At 65.1% G+C, this 16,836-nt stretch carries 19 protein-coding genes; 11 read left to right on the top strand and 8 right to left on the bottom strand.

The genetic code is table 11. The features are described 5' to 3' along the window. Nucleotide 1: 1 nt before the first annotated feature. The 3 genes from PA01_14205 to PA01_14195 are packed head-to-tail and all read left to right on the top strand — an operon-like array spanning nucleotide 2 to nucleotide 3,288. Nucleotides 2–1,654 carry an acyl-CoA synthetase gene (locus PA01_14205; GenBank protein ID KON79646.1) on the top strand — a complete coding sequence of 551 codons (1,653 nt, stop codon included), beginning with the start codon at nucleotides 2–4 and terminating at the stop codon, nucleotides 1,652–1,654. Nucleotides 1,655–1,679: 25 nt separating this feature from the next. Further along, the gene (locus tag PA01_14200) at nucleotides 1,680–2,480 is read left to right on the top strand and encodes an enoyl-CoA hydratase (GenBank protein KON79645.1); all 801 of its coding nucleotides are present in this window, start codon (nucleotides 1,680–1,682) and stop codon (nucleotides 2,478–2,480) included. Between the two features lie 40 nt (nucleotides 2,481–2,520). Next, nucleotides 2,521–3,288, top strand: coding sequence for a TatD family hydrolase (locus PA01_14195; protein KON79644.1), 768 nt, complete (start codon nucleotides 2,521–2,523; stop codon nucleotides 3,286–3,288). Here PA01_14195 and PA01_14190 read toward each other — a convergent pair. Next, on the bottom strand, nucleotides 3,285–3,887 hold the full coding sequence (locus PA01_14190) for a TetR/AcrR family transcriptional regulator (protein ID KON79643.1): 603 nt from the start codon (nucleotides 3,885–3,887) through the stop codon (nucleotides 3,285–3,287). The two genes, PA01_14195 and PA01_14190, sit on opposite strands and share 4 nt — an antisense overlap. Before the next feature lie 167 nt (nucleotides 3,888–4,054). Here PA01_14190 and PA01_14185 point away from each other — a divergent pair, with 167 nt between their 5' ends. From PA01_14185 to PA01_14170, 4 genes are read left to right on the top strand one after another with little or no spacing between them, the layout of a single operon-like run. Next, on the top strand, nucleotides 4,055–4,804 hold the full coding sequence (locus PA01_14185; GenBank protein ID KON79642.1) for an electron transfer flavoprotein subunit beta/FixA family protein: 750 nt from the start codon (nucleotides 4,055–4,057) through the stop codon (nucleotides 4,802–4,804). 2 nt (nucleotides 4,805–4,806) lie between these two features. Further along, nucleotides 4,807–5,751 carry an FAD-binding protein gene (locus PA01_14180; protein ID KON79641.1) on the top strand — a complete coding sequence of 315 codons (945 nt, stop codon included), beginning with the start codon at nucleotides 4,807–4,809 and terminating at the stop codon, nucleotides 5,749–5,751. 48 nt (nucleotides 5,752–5,799) lie between these two features. Then, the gene (locus tag PA01_14175) at nucleotides 5,800–6,465 is read left to right on the top strand and encodes an energy-coupling factor ABC transporter permease (GenBank protein ID KON80360.2); all 666 of its coding nucleotides are present in this window, start codon (nucleotides 5,800–5,802) and stop codon (nucleotides 6,463–6,465) included. A 59-nt stretch (nucleotides 6,466–6,524) separates the two neighbouring features. Then, nucleotides 6,525–8,318, top strand: a complete 1,794-nt coding sequence (locus PA01_14170) for an acyl-CoA dehydrogenase (GenBank protein ID KON79640.1) — start codon at nucleotides 6,525–6,527, stop codon at nucleotides 8,316–8,318. A gap of 99 nt (nucleotides 8,319–8,417) precedes the next feature. Here the strand turns inward: PA01_14170 and PA01_14165 are convergent, their stop codons facing one another. The 6 genes from PA01_14165 to ompR form a co-directional block, all read right to left on the bottom strand. Further along, the gene (locus PA01_14165; GenBank protein ID KON79639.1) at nucleotides 8,418–9,200 is read right to left on the bottom strand and encodes a peptidylprolyl isomerase; all 783 of its coding nucleotides are present in this window, start codon (nucleotides 9,198–9,200) and stop codon (nucleotides 8,418–8,420) included. A gap of 26 nt (nucleotides 9,201–9,226) precedes the next feature. Further along, the gene (locus tag PA01_14160; GenBank protein KON79638.1) at nucleotides 9,227–9,490 is read right to left on the bottom strand and encodes a BolA family transcriptional regulator; all 264 of its coding nucleotides are present in this window, start codon (nucleotides 9,488–9,490) and stop codon (nucleotides 9,227–9,229) included. Next, entirely contained in the window at nucleotides 9,487–9,786 is a 300-nt protein-coding gene (locus tag PA01_14155) for a YciI family protein (protein KON79637.1), read from the bottom strand. Before PA01_14155 ends, PA01_14160 begins: the two co-directional genes overlap by 4 nt. Then, nucleotides 9,786–10,394, bottom strand: a complete 609-nt coding sequence (locus PA01_14150) for a septation protein A (protein ID KON79636.1) — start codon at nucleotides 10,392–10,394, stop codon at nucleotides 9,786–9,788. The genes PA01_14155 and PA01_14150 overlap by 1 nt, the downstream gene beginning before the upstream one ends. Nucleotides 10,395–10,542: 148 nt before the next feature. Continuing rightward, nucleotides 10,543–12,012, bottom strand: coding sequence for an ATP-binding protein (locus tag PA01_14145; GenBank protein ID KON80359.2), 1,470 nt, complete (start codon nucleotides 12,010–12,012; stop codon nucleotides 10,543–10,545). Beyond that, nucleotides 11,969–12,706, bottom strand: a complete 738-nt coding sequence (gene ompR / locus PA01_14140) for a two-component system response regulator OmpR (GenBank protein ID KON79635.1) — start codon at nucleotides 12,704–12,706, stop codon at nucleotides 11,969–11,971. The genes PA01_14145 and ompR overlap by 44 nt, the downstream gene beginning before the upstream one ends. A gap of 320 nt (nucleotides 12,707–13,026) precedes the next feature. Here ompR and PA01_14135 point away from each other — a divergent pair, with 320 nt between their 5' ends. From PA01_14135 to PA01_14120, 4 genes are all read left to right on the top strand, one after another. Continuing rightward, nucleotides 13,027–13,296: a hypothetical protein gene (locus tag PA01_14135; GenBank protein ID KON79634.1), complete on the top strand. Its 270-nt coding sequence runs from the start codon at nucleotides 13,027–13,029 to the stop codon at nucleotides 13,294–13,296. A 138-nt stretch (nucleotides 13,297–13,434) separates the two neighbouring features. After that, nucleotides 13,435–14,127: a tRNA (adenosine(37)-N6)-threonylcarbamoyltransferase complex dimerization subunit type 1 TsaB gene (gene tsaB / locus PA01_14130; GenBank protein KON79633.1), complete on the top strand. Its 693-nt coding sequence runs from the start codon at nucleotides 13,435–13,437 to the stop codon at nucleotides 14,125–14,127. Beyond that, on the top strand, nucleotides 14,124–14,579 hold the full coding sequence (gene rimI, locus PA01_14125) for a ribosomal protein S18-alanine N-acetyltransferase (protein KON79632.2): 456 nt from the start codon (nucleotides 14,124–14,126) through the stop codon (nucleotides 14,577–14,579). The genes tsaB and rimI overlap by 4 nt, the downstream gene beginning before the upstream one ends. Beyond that, entirely contained in the window at nucleotides 14,576–15,421 is an 846-nt protein-coding gene (locus tag PA01_14120; protein ID KON79631.1) for a uracil-DNA glycosylase, read from the top strand. Before rimI ends, PA01_14120 begins: the two co-directional genes overlap by 4 nt. Nucleotides 15,422–15,448: 27 nt before the next feature. On the opposite strand, the gene lplT is transcribed toward PA01_14120, so the two are convergent. Beyond that, nucleotides 15,449–16,699: a lysophospholipid transporter LplT gene (gene lplT, locus PA01_14115; GenBank protein KON79630.1), complete on the bottom strand. Its 1,251-nt coding sequence runs from the start codon at nucleotides 16,697–16,699 to the stop codon at nucleotides 15,449–15,451. Nucleotides 16,700–16,836 lie beyond the last annotated feature (137 nt).

The raw sequence follows: 16,836 nt of genomic DNA, 5'->3' as shown, positions 1-16,836 counted from the left end.
AATGACCGAACGCGAATCGTCACCCTACGAAACTGGTCTGGACAAGAATGCCGCCAATTACGTCCCGCTCACGCCGCTGACGTTCATCGAGCGCAGCGCCTACGTATATCCGGATCGAATCGCCGTCATTCACGGTGCACGCCGCTACACGTGGCTGGAAAGCTACACGCGCAGCCGTCGTCTGGCATCGGCGCTGAAGCAGCTCGGCGTCGGGAAGAACGACACTGTCGCGGTCGTTCTCAACAACACGCCGGAAATGTTCGAGTGCCATTTCGGCGTCCCGGCGACGGGTGCGGTGTTGAACACGATCAACACGCGCCTCGAACCCGAAACCGTCGCGTTCATGCTCGACCATGCCGAAGCGAAAGTGCTGATCACGGACCGCGAGTTCGCCCGCGTCGTGGGGAAGGCGATCGAACTCGCGAACCGCCCCGACCTGATCGTCATCGACGTCGACGACCCGGAATACAGCGGGCCGGGGGAGCGCGTCGGCACGCTCGAATACGAGGCCCTGCTCGAGACGGGCAGCCCCGACTTCGCTTTCGAACAGCCCGCTGACGAATGGGACGCGATCTCGCTGAACTACACGTCCGGCACGACCGGCAATCCGAAAGGCGTCGTCTATCATCACCGCGGCGCGTATCTGAACGCGATGAGCAACATCGTCAGCTGGGGCATGCCGCCGCATTCGGTTTACCTGTGGACGCTGCCGATGTTCCACTGCAACGGCTGGTGCTTCGCGTGGACGATGGCGGCCAACGCCGGCACCAACGTCTGTCTGCGCCGCGTCGACCCGCGCTTGATCTTCGAGGCGATCCGCGAGCATCGCGTCACGCACTATTGCGGCGCGCCGATCGTCCATTCGCTGCTCGCGAACGCGCCCGAATCGTGGCGAGAAGGCATCGATCACAAAGTGTATGGCCTCGTCGCCGCCGCGCCGCCGCCCGCTGCGGTCATCGAAGGGATGGCGAAGATCGGCATCGACCTGACTCACGTGTACGGCCTCACCGAAACCTACGGTCCGGCGGCCGTGTGTGCCAAGCACGACGAGTGGAAGGCTCTCCCGCTTGCCGAGCAAGTCGCGCTGAACGGGCGCCAGGGTGTGCGCTACCACGCGCAGGAGGGCATCACGGTGCTCGATCCGCAGACGATGGAGCCGGTGCCCTGGGACAACCAGACGATGGGCGAGATCATGTTCCGCGGCAACCTCGTAATGAAAGGTTACCTGAAGAACCCGGACGCGACCGAGGAGTCGTTCCGCGGCGGGTGGTATCACACCGGCGACCTCGCCGTGATGCAGGCCGACGGCTACGTCAAGATCAAGGACCGCTCGAAGGACGTGATCATTTCCGGTGGCGAGAACATCTCGTCGATCGAAGTCGAGGACGCGCTGTACAAGCACCCGGCGGTGATGGCGGCGGCGGTCGTCGCGCTGCCCGATCCGAAGTGGGGCGAAGTGCCGGCAGCTTTCGTCGAGCTGCGCGACAGGGCGACGGTGACCGAAGCGGAGCTGATCGCGCACTGCCGCGAGCATCTCGCCGGCTTCAAATCGCCGAAGAAAGTGATCTTCGGGCCGTTGCCGAAAACGTCGACCGGCAAGATCCAGAAGTTCGTGCTGCGCGAGCAGGTGAAATCAACTCAGTCCTTCGAATAAATTGACCAACGGGGAGAAACAGAGAATGAGCGCAGTCCCGCAATCCGATGCCGAAAACCTGCTGCTGCGCCGCGATGAAGGCGGCGTGGCGTATCTCGCGCTGAACCGGCCCGGCCAGTTCAATTCCCTGTCGCAGGCGATGCTCGAAGCGCTGATCGCCGAGATCGACGCCATTGCAGCAGACGCCAGCGTGCGCGTCGTCGTCCTGTCCGGGGAAGGCAAGGCGTTTTGCGCCGGCCACGACCTCAAGGAGATGCGCGGCCACCCTGCGCTCGAGTTCCAGCAGGCGCTGTTTCGCCTGTGCGGCCGCTTCATGGTGAAGCTGACCGAGATGCCGCAGCCGGTGATCGCCCGGGTGCACGGCATCGCGACCGCAGCCGGGTGCCAGCTCGTGTCGATGTGCGACCTCGCGGTCGCGGCCGATCTCGCGCGCTTCGCCGTGTCGGGCATCAACGTCGGCCTGTTCTGCGCGACCCCGAGTGTGGGCTTGTCGCGCAACATGGGGCGCAAGGAGGCGTTCGAGATGCTCGTCACCGGCGATTTCATCGATGCGCACGAAGCGCAGCGCCGCGGGCTGGTCAATCGCGTCGTGCCGCTCGAGCAGCTCGATGACGAGGTCGCGAAGCTCACCGCGTCGATCTGTGCGAAGTCGCCGGTCGCGGTGCAGATGGGCAAGCAGATGTTCTACCGCCAGCTCGAGATGGGAATGGAAGCGGCTTACCAGATGGCGGCCGAGACGATGGCGTGCAACATGATGACCGAGGACGCCGCTGAGGGCATCGACGCCTTCGTCGGCAAGCGCAAACCCGAGTGGCGCGGCCGCTGAGCGCGCCGGGACCGCAGGAGCGGTGGCTGTCGACACGCCAATGCTCGTCGATACCCATATCCACCTCGATGCCGACGAATTCCAGCACGACCGCGACGCCGTGCTCGCGTCGGCCCGCTCGGCCGGCATCGCGCGTTTCGTCGTCCCGGGCGTCGAAGTCGCGAACTTCGATCGCGTCGCGGCGCTCGCCGCGGCGCATCCCGACATCCGCCACGCCTACGGGATTCATCCGCTATACGTCGACGCGGCGGGATCTGGCGACTTGGCGATTCTCGAGGATCGCCTGAGCCATGGCGACGCCGTCGCCGTGGGCGAGATCGGACTCGATTTCCTCGCCGATGGCGAGCGCAACAGGGATCGGCAGGAGCAGTTCTACATCGCGCAGTTGAAGCTTGCACGCCGCTTCGATCTGCCGGTGATTCTGCATGTGCGACGCGCGGTCGACGCGATTCTCAAGCAGTTGCGGCGCGTGCGGGTGCGCGGCGGCATCGCGCATGCGTTCAACGGCAGCCGGCAGCAGGCCGACGCGTTCATCGCGATGGGTTTCAAGCTCGGTTTCGGCGGCGCGATGAGTTTCGACGGCTCGCGGCGCATCCGCGCGCTCGCGGCGACGCTGCCGCTGCACGCGCTCGTTCTCGAAACGGACGCGCCGGACATGTCTCCGGCGTGGGCGCAGGGGCGGCGCAACGAGCCGTGTAATTTGTCGCGCTATGCCCGGATTCTCGCCGACCTGAGGGGGATTCCGGTCGACGAGGTGATCGCGGCGACCGGGCGCAACGCGGTGTCGGTGTTCGGCGGAAAGCTTTAGGCCGGCTGCCTTTTTTTCATGTTCGCCGACTGGGCGATGAGATCGGCGATGTCGCGCTTGACGCGCGCCACGTCGCTGTCGAACTTGTCATAGATCATCAGCGAAATTCCGAATACGTACGCATAAAGCAGCATGCAGCGGCTCGACGCTTCTTCCATCGGCACGCCGCACGCGAGAAACAGATCGCGCGCGCAGCGCAGGCGGATGTCGTCGACTTCGGCGACGATCGCGGCAGCTTCCGGATCGCGTCGCGCCCAGTCGCGCACCGCAAGCTCGATCATCGCGCCGCGGCGACTGCGGCTCGTGCTGTAGACGTCGATGACGTGGTAGATCTGCTCCAGCTCGTGCCCCGGGTTCGCCCGGGTCTGCTTGACGATGTCGCGGATCCGGCCGTCGCGCCACGTCTGCAATACCGCCATCAGCAGGTCGCGCCGATCCTGGAAGTGCCAGTAGAAGCTTCCTTTCGTGACTTTCAGTCGCTTGGCCAGCACCTCGACGCGCAGGCCGGCGAGGCCTTCGTCGGCGAGCACGTCGGTGGCGGCAACGACCCACGCATCGCGGTCGAGTTGAACCCGGGGTTTGTTCACGACGTTTTCCATACGGGATAGTATTGACGAATCCTGGACCATACGCTACCGTACGCGTCCATACCGATGCGTATGGAACGATTTTTTTGGGCGGCGGTCAAGGTGTCATTCGATTTCGGGCAGTGACATAATGCCCGAACCCATAAAAACATTGACCAGACTGATTAAGGAGCGCGGCATTGAAGATCCTGGTACCCGTTAAACGCGTGGTCGATTACAACGTCAAGGTGCGTGTCAAGAGCGACGGCACCGGCGTGGATATCGCCAACGTGAAGATGTCGATGAATCCGTTCGACGAGATTGCAATCGAGGAAGCGGTGCGGCTGAAGGAAGCCGGCATTGCGACCGAAGTGGTGGCAGTGAGCTGCGGCGTCGCTGCGTGCCAAGAGACGCTGCGCGCGGCAATGGCGATCGGCGCGGACCGCGGCATCCTCGTCGAGACCGATGTCGAGCTGCAGCCGCTCGCCGTCGCGAAGCTCCTGAAGGCGCTGTGCGACAAGGAAGCCCCGCAGGCCGTGATCTGCGGCAAGCAGGCGATCGACGACGACTCGAACCAGACCGGCCAGATGCTGGCCGCGCTGATGGGCTGGCCGCAAGCCACCTTCGCGTCGAAACTCGTGATTGCCGACGGTGCTGCGACCGTCACGCGCGAGATCGACGGCGGCCTCGAAACCCTCGAGATCAAGCTGCCGGCAGTCGTCACGACCGACTTGCGGCTGAACGAGCCGCGCTACGCGACGCTGCCGAACATCATGAAAGCGAAGAAAAAGCCGCTCGAGACGGTCAAGCCCGCCGACCTCGGCGTCGATGTCGCACCGCGCCTGGCGACGCTGAAAGTCGTCGAACCGGCGAAGCGGAGCGCCGGCGTGCGCGTCGCCGACGTCGCGCAGCTCGTCGACAAGCTCAAGAACGAAGCGAAGGTGATCTGACCATGGCGATTCTGGTTATTGCTGAACATGACAACGCGAGCCTGAAGGCCGCGACCCTGAACGCCGTGGCTGCGGCCAACGAACTCGGCAAGGCGGGCGGAGGCGAAGTGCATGTCCTCGTCGCCGGCGCGAACTGCGCGGCGGCCGGGGCAGAAGCCGCGAAACTCGCCGGCGTGACCAAGGTGCGCGTCGCCGATGCCGCGCACTACGAGGCGCAGACCGCCGAGAACGTCGCGGCGCTCGTCGTCGCCGCTGCCGGCGACTACTCGCATGTCGTCGCGCCCGGCACTTCGTACGGCAAGAACGTGACCCCGCGCATCGCGGCACTCCTCGACGTCGCGCAAATCTCCGACGTCGTCGCGATCGAATCGGCCGACACCTTCCAGCGTCCGATCTACGCCGGCAACGCGCTCGCGACGGTGAAGAGCGCCGATCGCGTGAAAGTGCTGACCGTGCGCACGACCGCGTTCGAAGCTGCCGGCCAGGGCGGCACTGCCGCGGTCGAAGCGCTCGCCGCGGGGCCCGACCTCGGCGTGGCGAAGCTCGTCGGACGCGAGCTCACGAAGAGCGCGCGCCCCGAACTCGGCGCGGCGAAGATCATCGTCTCCGGCGGCCGCGGGCTGGGCAGCGGCGAGAACTACCACAAGCTGCTCGAGCCGCTCGCCGACAAGCTCGGCGCCGCGCTTGGCGCTTCGCGCGCCGCGGTCGATGCCGGGTTCGCGCCGAACGACTACCAGGTCGGCCAGACCGGCAAGATCGTCGCGCCGCAGCTCTACATCGCGGTCGGCGTGTCGGGCGCGATCCAGCACCTCGCGGGCATGAAGGACTCGAAAGTCATCGTCGCGATCAACAAGGATCCGGAAGCGCCGATCTTCCAGGTCGCGGACTACGGGCTCGTCGGCGACCTGTTCGAGGTCGTCCCCGAGCTGACCAACGCGGTGGGCTGACGCCGCGCGAGCGAAACCGGACCCGGACCGGCACGGGGAGCAGCGAGATTGGACCTCCCTGTCTCGCTGTTCCCTGCGTCCTGGCACTGGATTTCGCTCATCCTTTCGCTGTTCGTGGGCCATCACCTCGCAACGACGATCCGATGGACGCACGTTGCAGCGCCGGCGCAGCTGAACCTGCTGCTCGGCTTCGTCGTAAGCCTGATCCTGTTGTGGAGCCTGAAGGCCGGCGTCAAGCCCGGCCTGAACCTCCATTTGCTCGGCGCAATGGTCGCCACCCTCGCGCTGGGTCCCCGGCTGGCGATCGTCGCGCTGGGGCTGGCGCTGGCCGGGATCACGCTGAACGGGGCGCTCGAGTGGCAAGCGTGGCCGCTCAATTTCCTGCTGATGGGCGTCGTTCCGGTGCTCGCCGCGCAACTGTGGCTGCGCACGGTGGAACGGCGCCTGCCGGCGCATTTGTTCGTGTTCATCTTCGTCGTGGCCTTCATCGGCTCCGCGCTCACGGCGATGCTGCAGGGCGCCCTGGCCGCCGCGGCGATGGTGGCGGGCAGTGCTTACTCGTTTGCGTTTCTGGCCAGCGATTATCTTCCTTACCTCCTGTTGCTCGGTTTCGCGGAGGCATGGATGAGCGGGGCGGCGATCACGTTGATGGTGGTGTACCGGCCCGACTGGGTGGTGGCGTTCGATGACCGCCGCTACCTGATCAACAAGTAAAACCGATGCGGCAGCAAGAGCCGCAATTACAACAAAGTACTACTGGAGAGGTTAGAAAAATGAGCCAATACACTGCACCCGTTCGCGACATGCAGTTCGTCATGCACGAACTGGCCGGACTGCAGGAAGTCGCCGAGCTTCCCGGCTGCGAAGAGGTGTCGAGCGACCTGGTCGATGCGATCCTCGACGAAGCGAACAAGTTCGCCAGCGGCGTTCTGGCGCCCCTGAACCGGGTCGGGGACGAGGAGGGTGCGAAGTGGGCGCAGGGCAAGGTGACGACGGCGCCCGGCTGGCGGGAGGCCTATCGCCAGTTCTCCGAGGCCGGGTGGACTGCGGTGGCAGGCGACCCGGAATACGGTGGGCAGGGGTTGCCGAAGCTGCTCTCGACTGCGGTCATGGAAATGTGGAAGGCGGCGAACATGGCGTTTTCGCTGTGCCCGATGCTGACCAACGGTGCGATCGAGGCGATCGCGCTGCGCGGCAGCGACGAGCAGAAGGCCGCTTACCTGCCGAAGATGATCAGCGGCGAATGGACCGGCACGATGAACCTCACCGAGCCGCAGGCGGGTTCCGATCTGGCGGCGGTGCGCACGCGCGCCGAACCCCAGGGCGACGGCACCTACCGCCTGTTCGGGCAGAAGATCTTCATCACCTATGGTGAGCACGACCTGACCGACAACATCGTTCACCTGGTGCTTGCACGCCTTCCCGATGCTCCCGAAGGCGTGAAGGGGATTTCGCTCTTCGTCGTGCCGAAGTTCCTGCTCAATGCCGACGGCACGCCCGGCACGCGCAACGACGTGCAGTGCGTCTCGATCGAGCACAAGCTCGGCATCCACGCGAGCCCGACCTGCGTGCTCGCGTTCGGCGACAACGGCGGGGCCATCGGCACGCTCGTCGGCGAGGCGAACCGCGGCCTCGAATACATGTTCATCATGATGAACGAGGCGCGCTTTGCAGTCGGCATGGAAGGCCTGGCATTGTCCGAGCGCGCCTACCAGCATGCCCTGGCCTACGCGAAGGATCGTGTGCAGGGCACCGAAGCCGGAGTGCGTGGCGGACCGAAGGTGTCGATCATCCGTCACCCCGACGTGCGCCGCATGCTGATGTCGATGAAATCGCAGACCGAAGCAATGCGGGCGCTTGCCTACGTCGTCGGCGCGGCGACCGATCTCGCGCATCGGCATCCCGACGCCGCAGTGCGGGCACAGAAGCAGGCTTTCGTCGACCTGATGATTCCGGTCGTCAAGGGATGGTGCACCGAGAATTCCATCGACATCGCGTCGACGGGCGTGCAGGTGCACGGCGGCATGGGCTTCATCGAAGAGGCCGGAGCGGCGCAGCATCTGCGCGATGCGCGGATCACGACGATCTACGAAGGCACGACGGCCATCCAGGCGAACGACCTGATCGGGCGGAAGATCGCCCGTGAGGATGGCGTCACGGTCAGAGCGCTGATCGCCGAGATGCGGGGCGTCCAGACGCAACTGGCCGAGCAGCAGGGCGAAGGGTTTGCGGCGATCCGCAAATCGCTCGACGCCGGCATCGCGGCGCTCGAAGCGGCGGTGGACTACATCCTCGCGACTTACAACAACGACATCAAGGCGGCGTCGGTCGGCTCGGTGCCGTTCCTGAAGCTGCTCGGCATCGTCGGCGGCGGATGGCAAATGGCGCGCGCGGCGCTGGCGTCGCAGGCCCGCATCACCGCCGGGTCCGACGACGTGTTCTACCCGACGAAGATCGTGACGGCGCGTTTCTACGCCGATCACGTCCTGTCGCTCGCTCCGGCGCTGGCGTACGCGGTGGTGAACGGGGCGGTGGGCGCGCTGGCTCTCGACGAGGCGCAATTCTGAAGGTGACTTGATGGCGGCCGCTGTGCTGCGCCGCCTTGAAACGAAAGGGCCGGTCTGCCTGTGCAGAAACCGGCCCTTCTCGTGTCACACGGGTCGTCGTTACTCGACTTTCGCCTTGGCTCTCAGGTCGGCGACGTGCTTCTCGATTTTCTTCTGCTGCAGGCGCTGTTCGAGCTGCGGCTTGACCTCTTCGAACGGGGGCGCTTTCAGGTCGCGGACGTCATCGAGCTGGATCACGTGATAACCGAAGTCGCTCTTGACCGGCGTCGCGCTGTACTGTCCCTTCTCGAGTTTGACCATCGCTTCCGAGAACGGCTTGACGAACATTCCGGGGTTGCTCCAGCCCAGTTCGCCGCCCTTGTCCTTCGAGCCGGGATCTTTCGACGCGGTGGCGAGCTCCTCGAACTTCTCGCCGGCGCGCAGCTTGCCGATGATCGCTTTTGCTTCCTCTTCGGTTTCGACGAGGATGTGGCGCGGCTTGTATTCCTTCGAACCCATCTGGCCCTTGATGCTTTCGTATTCCTTCCGCAGGTCGGCATCGGTCGCGGGATTGGTCTTGATGAAGTCCTGCATGTAGGCGCGGATCAGCACCCCCTGGCGGGCGAGGTCCATCTGGGCCTGGATTTCCGGCTTCTTGTCGATGCCTTTCTTGGCCGCTTCCTGCGCAAGCACTTCGAGGCGGACGAGCTGTTCGCGAGCGGCCTCGCGCAGTTCGGCGCCATCGGGGGCGCCTTGCGCGCGCTGCTCATTGATCATGACGTCCATGCGGGACGACGGAATCGGGGCGCCGTTTACGGTTGCGACCGGGGTAGCCGCGCCCGCTGCGTGGACCAACAGGGCGGCCGTGAGACCGAGGGCGAGGCGGCTGGGAAAACGTTTCATCAAGGTTCCTTCCGGGTGGGTTGAATTCATGCTTCATCGGCCGTCAGGGCGCGGACGGCGAGCGCGTGCACGCGCGTGCGCATCAGATCGCCGAGCGCGTCATAGACAAGGCGGTGACGGGCGACGGTGTTCTTGCCCTGGAAACATTCGGCGACGATGGTCAGACGATAATGGCCGCCGCCACTTCGCGCTCCCGCGTGGCCGGCGTGCAACGCACTGTCATCGTCGATCTCGATCGATACCGGATCGAGCACTGCGAGGCGTTCGCGGATTTCGTCAATCGTGGTCAAGGCAGCACCTTCTTGAAGGGTTTCACGGTGATCCGCGCGAACACGCCCTGTTTCACATAGGGATCGTCGGCCAGCCAGCGCTCGGCGTCCCCCTGCGTCGCGAACTCGGCGACGACGAGGCTGCCGAAGAAACCCGCGGGGCCGGGATCGGGAGAGTCTATCGCCGGCATCGGGCCTGCGATCAGCAGGCGTCCTTCATCGCGCAATCCTTCGAGCCGAGCGAGATGGGCCGGACGCGCGCTCGTGCGCGCTTCCAGCGAACCCGGCGCATCTTCGCCGAGGAGTACGTAAAGCATCAGGTGGTTTCCTCCTGGATATGTCGGGACAGATAGAAACCCTGGCCAAGTACGAACAGCAGCATCAGGCCCATGCCACCGAAAAGTTTGAAATTGACCCAGGTCTCTTCGGAAAAGTTGTAGGCAACGTACAGGTTGAGAAAACCCATGAGGATGAAAAACCCGGCCCAGGCGAAGTTGAGGCGGCCCCAGACGGGCTCCGGCAACCGCACCTGAGCTTCGAGCATCTTCCGGATCAGGTTGCGGCGGAATATCACCGCCGATACCGTCAGGGTCCCGCCGAACAGCCAGTACAGAGCGGTCGGCTTCCACTTGATGAACGTCGGGTTGTGGAAAAACAGCGTCGCGCCGCCGAACACGACGATGATGCCCAGGCTGATCCACAGCATCGTGTCGACCTTGCGATGCCGCATCCAGACCCAGGCGATCTGGGCCACCGTGGCCAGGATCGCAACCGCGGTCGCCAGCAGGATCGGCGCCTGCGTGACGGCAATGCCGTCGCCGAGCCAGCGCGACGCGAGCTCGTGCGCGAAAGCCTGGTTTGCGCCGGCGATCTTGTAGGCAACGAAGAAGAGGATGACCGGCAGCAGATCGAAGAGAATTTTCATGCGACAGGATTATAGCGACTTGTCCGTTGTGCCCGGCTGAGCTTTGAGGTGGCGGAATCCTCGTCGAATCGACGCTGCTCGGCGAACAGGCCGATAATGCCGCGGCGACAGCCGGTACCGATGTCGTCCACCGCATGCCGAGCCGGATTCACGCCGGGCTGTCATCCTGTTCCGGCCCGCGAATTCTCGTGCCGAGACGGCGCTTTTCGAGCGGAAGACGCACAACCGCGAGCAGCCCGCCTCCCAAGCGGCGCCCCAGGTCGAGTCGCCCGTTGTGCGAGCGGATGATGCGTTCGACGATCGCGAGCCCGAGGCCGGCGCCCTTGGTGTTCGAGCGCGCGTTCTCGAGGCGCGTGAAGGGGTGGCGCATCCTCTCGATTTCGCTCTCCGGAATGCCCGGCCCGCGGTCCGCGACTTCGATCGTCGCCTCTTCCTCGCTTCTGTTCACTTTGATGTCTATGGGATGGTTCTCGCCCGCGTAGCGGATCGCGTTGTCGATGAGGTTGGCGAGCGCCCGCCGCAGGGACAGGCTTCGGGCCGGCAGGACCAGCTTCTCGGGCAGGTCCGCGCGTATATCGATGCCGCGCAGCCGGTAAGGTTCCACGAGGTCTCGCACGAGGCCCGGCAGGTTGAGCGCCTCCATCGGCTCCTGCGGTTCGCCGCGCCCGAAATCGAGGAACTGGCCGATGATCCGGTCCATCTCCTCGACGTCGCTTACCATCGCGGCGACCTCGGTTTCCGGCGCCCCCGACATTTCCACGCCAAGGCGCAAGCGCGCGAGCGGCGTACGCAGATCGTGGGAGACGCCGGCAAGAATCAGCGCGCGATCGGCGTCGGTGCGGGCGAGATCCCCTGCCATCTGGTTGAACGCTTTCGCCACCGCTGCGATTTCCTGCGGGCCGGTCTCGGGCAGATGCGGCGGCGTGCGACCACTGCCGACCACGCGCGCCGAGCGGGCGAGGTTGCGCAGCGGCACGCTGATCCGGGAAACGATCAGATAGGCGCCCAGCAGCGCGACGAGGAGCGCGCCGCCTCCCCACGTCAGCCACTCGATCGCCTCGGTCTGCTGCAGGCGCTCGGACGGCAGCATGACCCAGAAATCTTCCGGGTCTTCCGGGTGGAGCCTGAAGCTGATCCAGAAACCGTCGAGCGTTTTCCAGCGCGACGCAAACCGCGTGTGAGCGCCAAGCTGACGGCGAATCTCTTCGGTCAGCAGACGCATCGCGCGATTGTCCGGCAGCGGAAGGAGTTCGTCGGAAGGTTCGGCCGGGTAAATCCGGATCCCCTCGAGCGCGGCCAGGTCGATGAGCAGCTCGGTGCGGCGTTCGACGTCCGCATTGATCAGGGCGGTGCGCGTCAGGTTCACGACGCTCGTCGCCATCTGGGCCAGATCGCGTGCGCGCACCGGGTCCTCGAAATGACGAAAAATCTGCGACCAGGCCACCAGCGCGAGCGTCAGCAGGAGGGCAATGAGCAGAAAGGTCTGCCACAGCAGTGTGCGCGGCGGAAGATCGTTCACCGCCTCGCTGATGGTCTCACGAATGCCGGTCCACCCGGCCGGGCGCGGCGGGTGGTCAGCTCTCGCTTGCAGCTTTTGTATCATCGGGAACGAATACATAGCCGAAACCCCAGACCGTCTGGATGTAACGGGGTTTCGCCGGATCGTCCTCGACGAGCTTGCGCAGCCGGCTCACCTGCACGTCGATCGCTCGATCGAAAACGCCGTATTCCCGCCCGCGTGCGAGTTCCATCAGCTTGTCGCGCGACAGGGGTTGCCGCGGATGCTGGAGGAGTACCTTCAGCAGCGAGAATTCGCCCGTCGTGAGTGCGATCTCGTCGTCGTCGCGCGTCAGCGAGCGCACGCCCAGATTGACGCGCACACGCCCGAAGCTGACGATTTCATCCTCGCTCGTCGGCGCACCGGGCAGGCTCGGAGGCTGCCGGCGCATGACTGCGTGGATGCGTGCCACCAGCTCGCGCGGATTGAAAGGCTTGGCGAGGTAGTCGTCGGCGCCCATTTCGAGCCCGATGATCCGATCGACATCATCGCCCTTTGCCGTGAGCATGATGATCGGCATGGCGTTTTCGTCGGCTCGCAGGCGCCGGCAGATCGCCAAACCGTCTTCGCCGGGAAGCATCAGGTCGAGGACCATCAGGTCGAAATGCTCGCGATGCAGTGCCCGATCCATCGACGGCGCGTCGACCACCGCCTTGACCGTAAAACCCTGCTCCTGCAGGTATCTCGACAACAAATCGCGCAGCCGCGCGTCGTCGTCGACAAGTAACACTCTATATCGGATTTTAGCGTTCATAAGTCGCATCCTATCCTTTGAACATTTGGCATGCTAGCGCTTCGGCAGCCCATGCCGGGTACCCGAGTAACGCTTCGTAAGGTGGTGTGGAATAGGCAACACCCCGTTACAGCATCGTCCGAAACGCGCACGGGCAGCTCCCACGGCACGGGTAATTCCTAGTATTTTTCGGGTATGCGAAAGTCGCCCCCGTGAAGAGGCTGGAGATCATCATCATGACACATTCGAGATTGACATCAGGTCCTCCGACGTCCTGTCGGGCCGGTGCTTCGGTTCACCTGCACGCGTGGGGGCGCGGACAAGCGCTGCCGGTCCTGGCCTTGGCCCTGCTTGTCGCGTTCGCCGCGTGGAGTCCGGTCTTTGCGCAGGCGGTGCCCGGCGTTCTCGCGGAGGAGCCGCTGGCGACGCTGCAAAGCCCGCAGGACCTGCGGCGCGCCGAACTCAGGCGCGCCTTGATCAGCGGCGCGGACCTCCCGGTCGCGGTGCGCGAACGGCCGTCGCTGTCCCAGGACGAGCGCGAGGCCTTGAACCGCGAATTGCGCGAGGCCATGCGTGGCGTCTATGAGAGCCGCAGGGCCGCTGCCCGCTAGACACCGAGGACCGCTGCCCGCCGGACTTTTTCCGGTGCCGTTCCTTCCGCAGCCGCGCGGCAGCGGCTGCTCGGCACCCCGTTTCGGTTCCACGCACATTTCACTGGTCAGGCGCCGCTGCCGGTAAAATGCCGGCCTATGAAAATCCTCGCCATCGAGACCTCGTGTGAGCACGCGAGCGTCGCCCTGCTGGTCGACGGTGTCGTCGTCGACCGTCGCCTTGAAGGGCATGCCAATCATTCGGAGCACCTGCTGCCGACGCTTCGGAGGCTGCTCGGGGACGCCGGCTTACCGATCGCCACCCTCGATGCGATCGCGTTCGGCGCGGGCCCCGGTGCGTTCACCGGGGTGAGGCTCGCGTGCGGGGTCGCGCAGGGTCTCGGGATGGGCGCCGGGATCGGAGTGGTGCCGATATGCAGCCTCGCGGCGTTGGCGTTGCAGGGCGAAGGGAGCACGGTTTTCGCCGCAACCGATGCCCGCATGGGCGAAGTGTATTCGGCCGCCTATCGCATTGACGGCGAGCGGGCGATCGAAGTGCAGGGTCCCGCCTGCTCACCGCCGCAGCAACTCACTTTGCCTGCGGGCGAACGGTGGTTCGGCGTCGGTTCGGCGCTGCGCGTGCACGAAGCGAGCATTGCGCCGTCCGTCCTCGCGCGCTTGGCGGGCCGCGATTCGACAGCCGTTCCCCGGGCTGCGGATGTTGCCCGTCTGGCGGCGGGCGAGGTCCGCGAAGGGCGGCTGTTGGCGCCCGAATACGCCGTTCCGCTGTATGTGCGCGACAAGGTCGCGCTGACGACGGCGGAACGTCTCGCCCGGGGAGGGCGCGCTTGAACGCCGCAGCACCCGATTTTTCCCCGATGACTGCTGGCGACCTCGACTGGGTCGTCGATAACGAAGGCGCCCTTCATGCTTTCCCGTGGTCCCGGGGGAACTTCGCAGACTCGCTGGCCGCCGGGCACAGCGCCTGGGTGATGCGCGTCGGCGGATCCCCTGTTGCCTATGCCGTCATGTTGATGGTGCTGGACGAAGCGCATCTGCTGAACATCAGCGTGGCGCGCGAGTTCCAGGGCGCGGGGCTCGGCACGGCCCTCCTGCGCCATCTTTTTGCCGAAGCACGGCGATGCGGTGCGTCGCAGTTCTTTCTCGAAGTGCGCCCCTCGAATTCGGCGGCTGTGGCGCTGTACCGCTCGCACGGCCTCCAGCCGATCGGGCGGCGCAAGGGCTACTACGCGCTGCGCGAAGGCGGTCGCGAGGACGCGATCGTGATGCGGCTCGAATTATGAGCCGGCGTTGGGAAGCGATTCTGCGCGAAATGGGCCTCACTCCGCTGTGGCGGCTGCGTGCAACATCGCAGGCGCTGCAGGCGCTGCAGGCCGACGCGCCGGAGGCAGTGCCGGAAGAACCGGCTGCTGCACTCCCGTCCGCGAGCGAAGCCGGCGGCGTCCCGGCACGAGAACGGCGGGCTTCGCCTCGGCCGCAGCCGGTCCCTGCGCCGCAGCCGGCGTCCGTTGCGCTCGCCGCTGCGGTCGACTCCCCCGACGAGCGCGCCGGGCATATCGAAACTCTCGACTGGGACGCACTCGAAGCGGAGATTCGTGCGTGCACGGCATGCCGGCTATGCGAGCGGCGTCGCCAGGCCGTGCCGGGGGTCGGCGATCGGCACGCGTCCTGGATGTTCGTCGGCGAAGGGCCGGGGGCGGAAGAAGACCAGCGCGGCGAACCATTCGTCGGCGTTGCCGGCAAGCTCCTCGATGCGATGCTGGCGGCGATCGGATTGAAGCGGGGCGAAGAGGTATATATCGCGAATGCGGTCAAGTGCCGACCACCGCACAACCGCACGCCGGGAAACGACGAGATCGAGGCGTGCCAACCCTATCTCGCCCGGCAGATCGCACTGGTGCGGCCGCGCCTGCTGGTTGCGCTGGGCCGTCCGGCCGCGCGCGCGCTGCTCGGTGTCGATGTGGCGATCGGCGCCGCACGCGGACAGGTTTTCAGCTGTCGCGGAACGCCGGTGATCGTCACCTACCACCCGGCCTACCTGTTGCGCAATCAGCGCGACAAGGCGAAAGTCTGGGAAGACCTGTGTTTTGCCCGGGAACTGATGGAAAAAACGCCGCCGACGTGACGAAAGCCAGCCGGTGCGGTCTTGCGCTCAGTGCTTGTGTTCGTCGAGCAGCGCGACCGAATCGAACTCGCGCTGGTTCCGTTCGTGGTGGCACTTGACCACCAGCATCATTCCCGCGACGAACAGTCCAAACATCACGATGACGATGTGGATCGACAGGCCCGACATGATCAGCAGCGCGTAAAGGCCGGTCATTACCAGGATCGACAGGTTCTCGTTGAAGTTCTGCACTGCGATCGAGTGCCCGGCGCCCATCAGGATATGGCCGCGGTGCTGCAGCAGCGCATTCATCGGCACGACGAAAAATCCGGCCAGCGCGCCGACGAGCACCATCAGTAGCATCGCGAGCGTCGCGTGGGTGACGGTGACCATCGCCATCACCACCAGTCCCATCGCGATGCCGAGCGGAATCACCTGGACGGACCGGCGCAGGCTGATCATCCTCGCCGCCATCACCGCTCCGAGGGCGACGCCGATCGCGACCACGCCCTGCAGCATCGACGCCTGCGAGAGATTGAATCCCAGATTGTGTTCGGCCCACTTGATCACGATGAATTGAAGCGTCGCCCCGGCTCCCCAGAACAGCGTCGTGACGGCGAGCGAGATCTGGCCAAGCTTGTCGCGCCACAGGAGCTTCAGGCAATGGTTGAAATCATGGATCAGGTAGAGCGGATTGTTCTTGAGCGGCTTGTGGTCGACGCCGGTGTCGGGAATGTAGAAATTGAAGATTCCGCCGATCACGTAGAACAGGCCGATCACCGCGATCGGGGCACTGAAGGTGCCCTCGACCAGCGGCAGCTCCAGGCGCGCAAGCCACGCTGATGCATCGGGGCGGATGAGGAGGCCGCCGAGAACGGTGCCGAGGATGATCGCACCGACGGTGAGGCCTTCGATCCAGCCATTGGCGACGACCAGCAGCCGGTGCGGGAGATATTCGGTAAGGATGCCGTACTTCGCCGGCGAGTAGGCCGCTGCGCCGAGACCGATCACCGCGTACGCGAGCAGCGGATGCGCACCCAGGAACAGCATCATGCACCCGCCGATCTTGATCGTGTTGCTGATCAGCATGACGCGCCACTTCGGCATCGAATCGGCAACCGCGCCGACGAACGCGGCGAGGGCGACATAGGAAACCGTGAAGAACAGTTTCAGCAGCGGCTCGAATTGTTCCGGGGCCGCCATTTCACGGAGAAGCGCGATTGCAACGATCAGCAAGGCATTGTCGGCCAGCGCGGAAAAAAACTGCGCTGCCATGATGATGTAGAAGCCGAGCGGCATCGGAGGGAAGCGCCGTCACGTGAGTAAAGGGCGGTTTATATCACGACAGGGCTGAATTGTTTTGATTCGAAACAAGGCCCCGGCCGTTCCTGGACCGGCCCGTGCCCGGCCAGTGGCCACCGCCGCGGCGGCATGTG

The organism is Azoarcus sp. PA01 (assembly GCA_001274695.2).
Lineage (GTDB): Bacteria > Pseudomonadota > Gammaproteobacteria > Burkholderiales > Rhodocyclaceae > Aromatoleum.
The sequence above is the reverse complement of the archived record's forward strand: the minus strand, read 5'-3'. Positions and strand labels throughout refer to the sequence as shown.

Bases quoted from the DNA above. Each gene is read 5' to 3' on its own strand.
- PA01_14150 (KON79636.1), bottom strand. From the start codon at position 10,394: ATGAAAATTCTCTTCGATCTGCTGCCGGTCATCCTCTTCTTCGTTGCC.
- PA01_14155 (KON79637.1), bottom strand. From the start codon at position 9,786: ATGCTTTACGTACTCCTCGGCGAAGATGCGCCGGGTTCGCTGGAAGCG.
- PA01_14205 (KON79646.1), top strand. From the start codon at position 2: ATGACCGAACGCGAATCGTCACCCTACGAAACTGGTCTGGACAAGAAT.
- lplT (KON79630.1), bottom strand. From the start codon at position 16,699: ATGCCGCTCGGCTTCTACATCATCATGGCAGCGCAGTTTTTTTCCGCG.
- PA01_14145 (KON80359.2), bottom strand. From the start codon at position 12,012: ATGTATTCGTTCCCGATGATACAAAAGCTGCAAGCGAGAGCTGACCAC.
- PA01_14170 (KON79640.1), top strand. From the start codon at position 6,525: ATGAGCCAATACACTGCACCCGTTCGCGACATGCAGTTCGTCATGCAC.
- PA01_14165 (KON79639.1), bottom strand. From the start codon at position 9,200: ATGAAACGTTTTCCCAGCCGCCTCGCCCTCGGTCTCACGGCCGCCCTG.
- PA01_14120 (KON79631.1), top strand. From the start codon at position 14,576: ATGAGCCGGCGTTGGGAAGCGATTCTGCGCGAAATGGGCCTCACTCCG.
- ompR (KON79635.1), bottom strand. From the start codon at position 12,706: ATGAACGCTAAAATCCGATATAGAGTGTTACTTGTCGACGACGACGCG.
- PA01_14195 (KON79644.1), top strand. From the start codon at position 2,521: ATGCTCGTCGATACCCATATCCACCTCGATGCCGACGAATTCCAGCAC.
- PA01_14180 (KON79641.1), top strand. From the start codon at position 4,807: ATGGCGATTCTGGTTATTGCTGAACATGACAACGCGAGCCTGAAGGCC.
- tsaB (KON79633.1), top strand. From the start codon at position 13,435: ATGAAAATCCTCGCCATCGAGACCTCGTGTGAGCACGCGAGCGTCGCC.
- PA01_14190 (KON79643.1), bottom strand. From the start codon at position 3,887: ATGGAAAACGTCGTGAACAAACCCCGGGTTCAACTCGACCGCGATGCG.
- PA01_14200 (KON79645.1), top strand. From the start codon at position 1,680: ATGAGCGCAGTCCCGCAATCCGATGCCGAAAACCTGCTGCTGCGCCGC.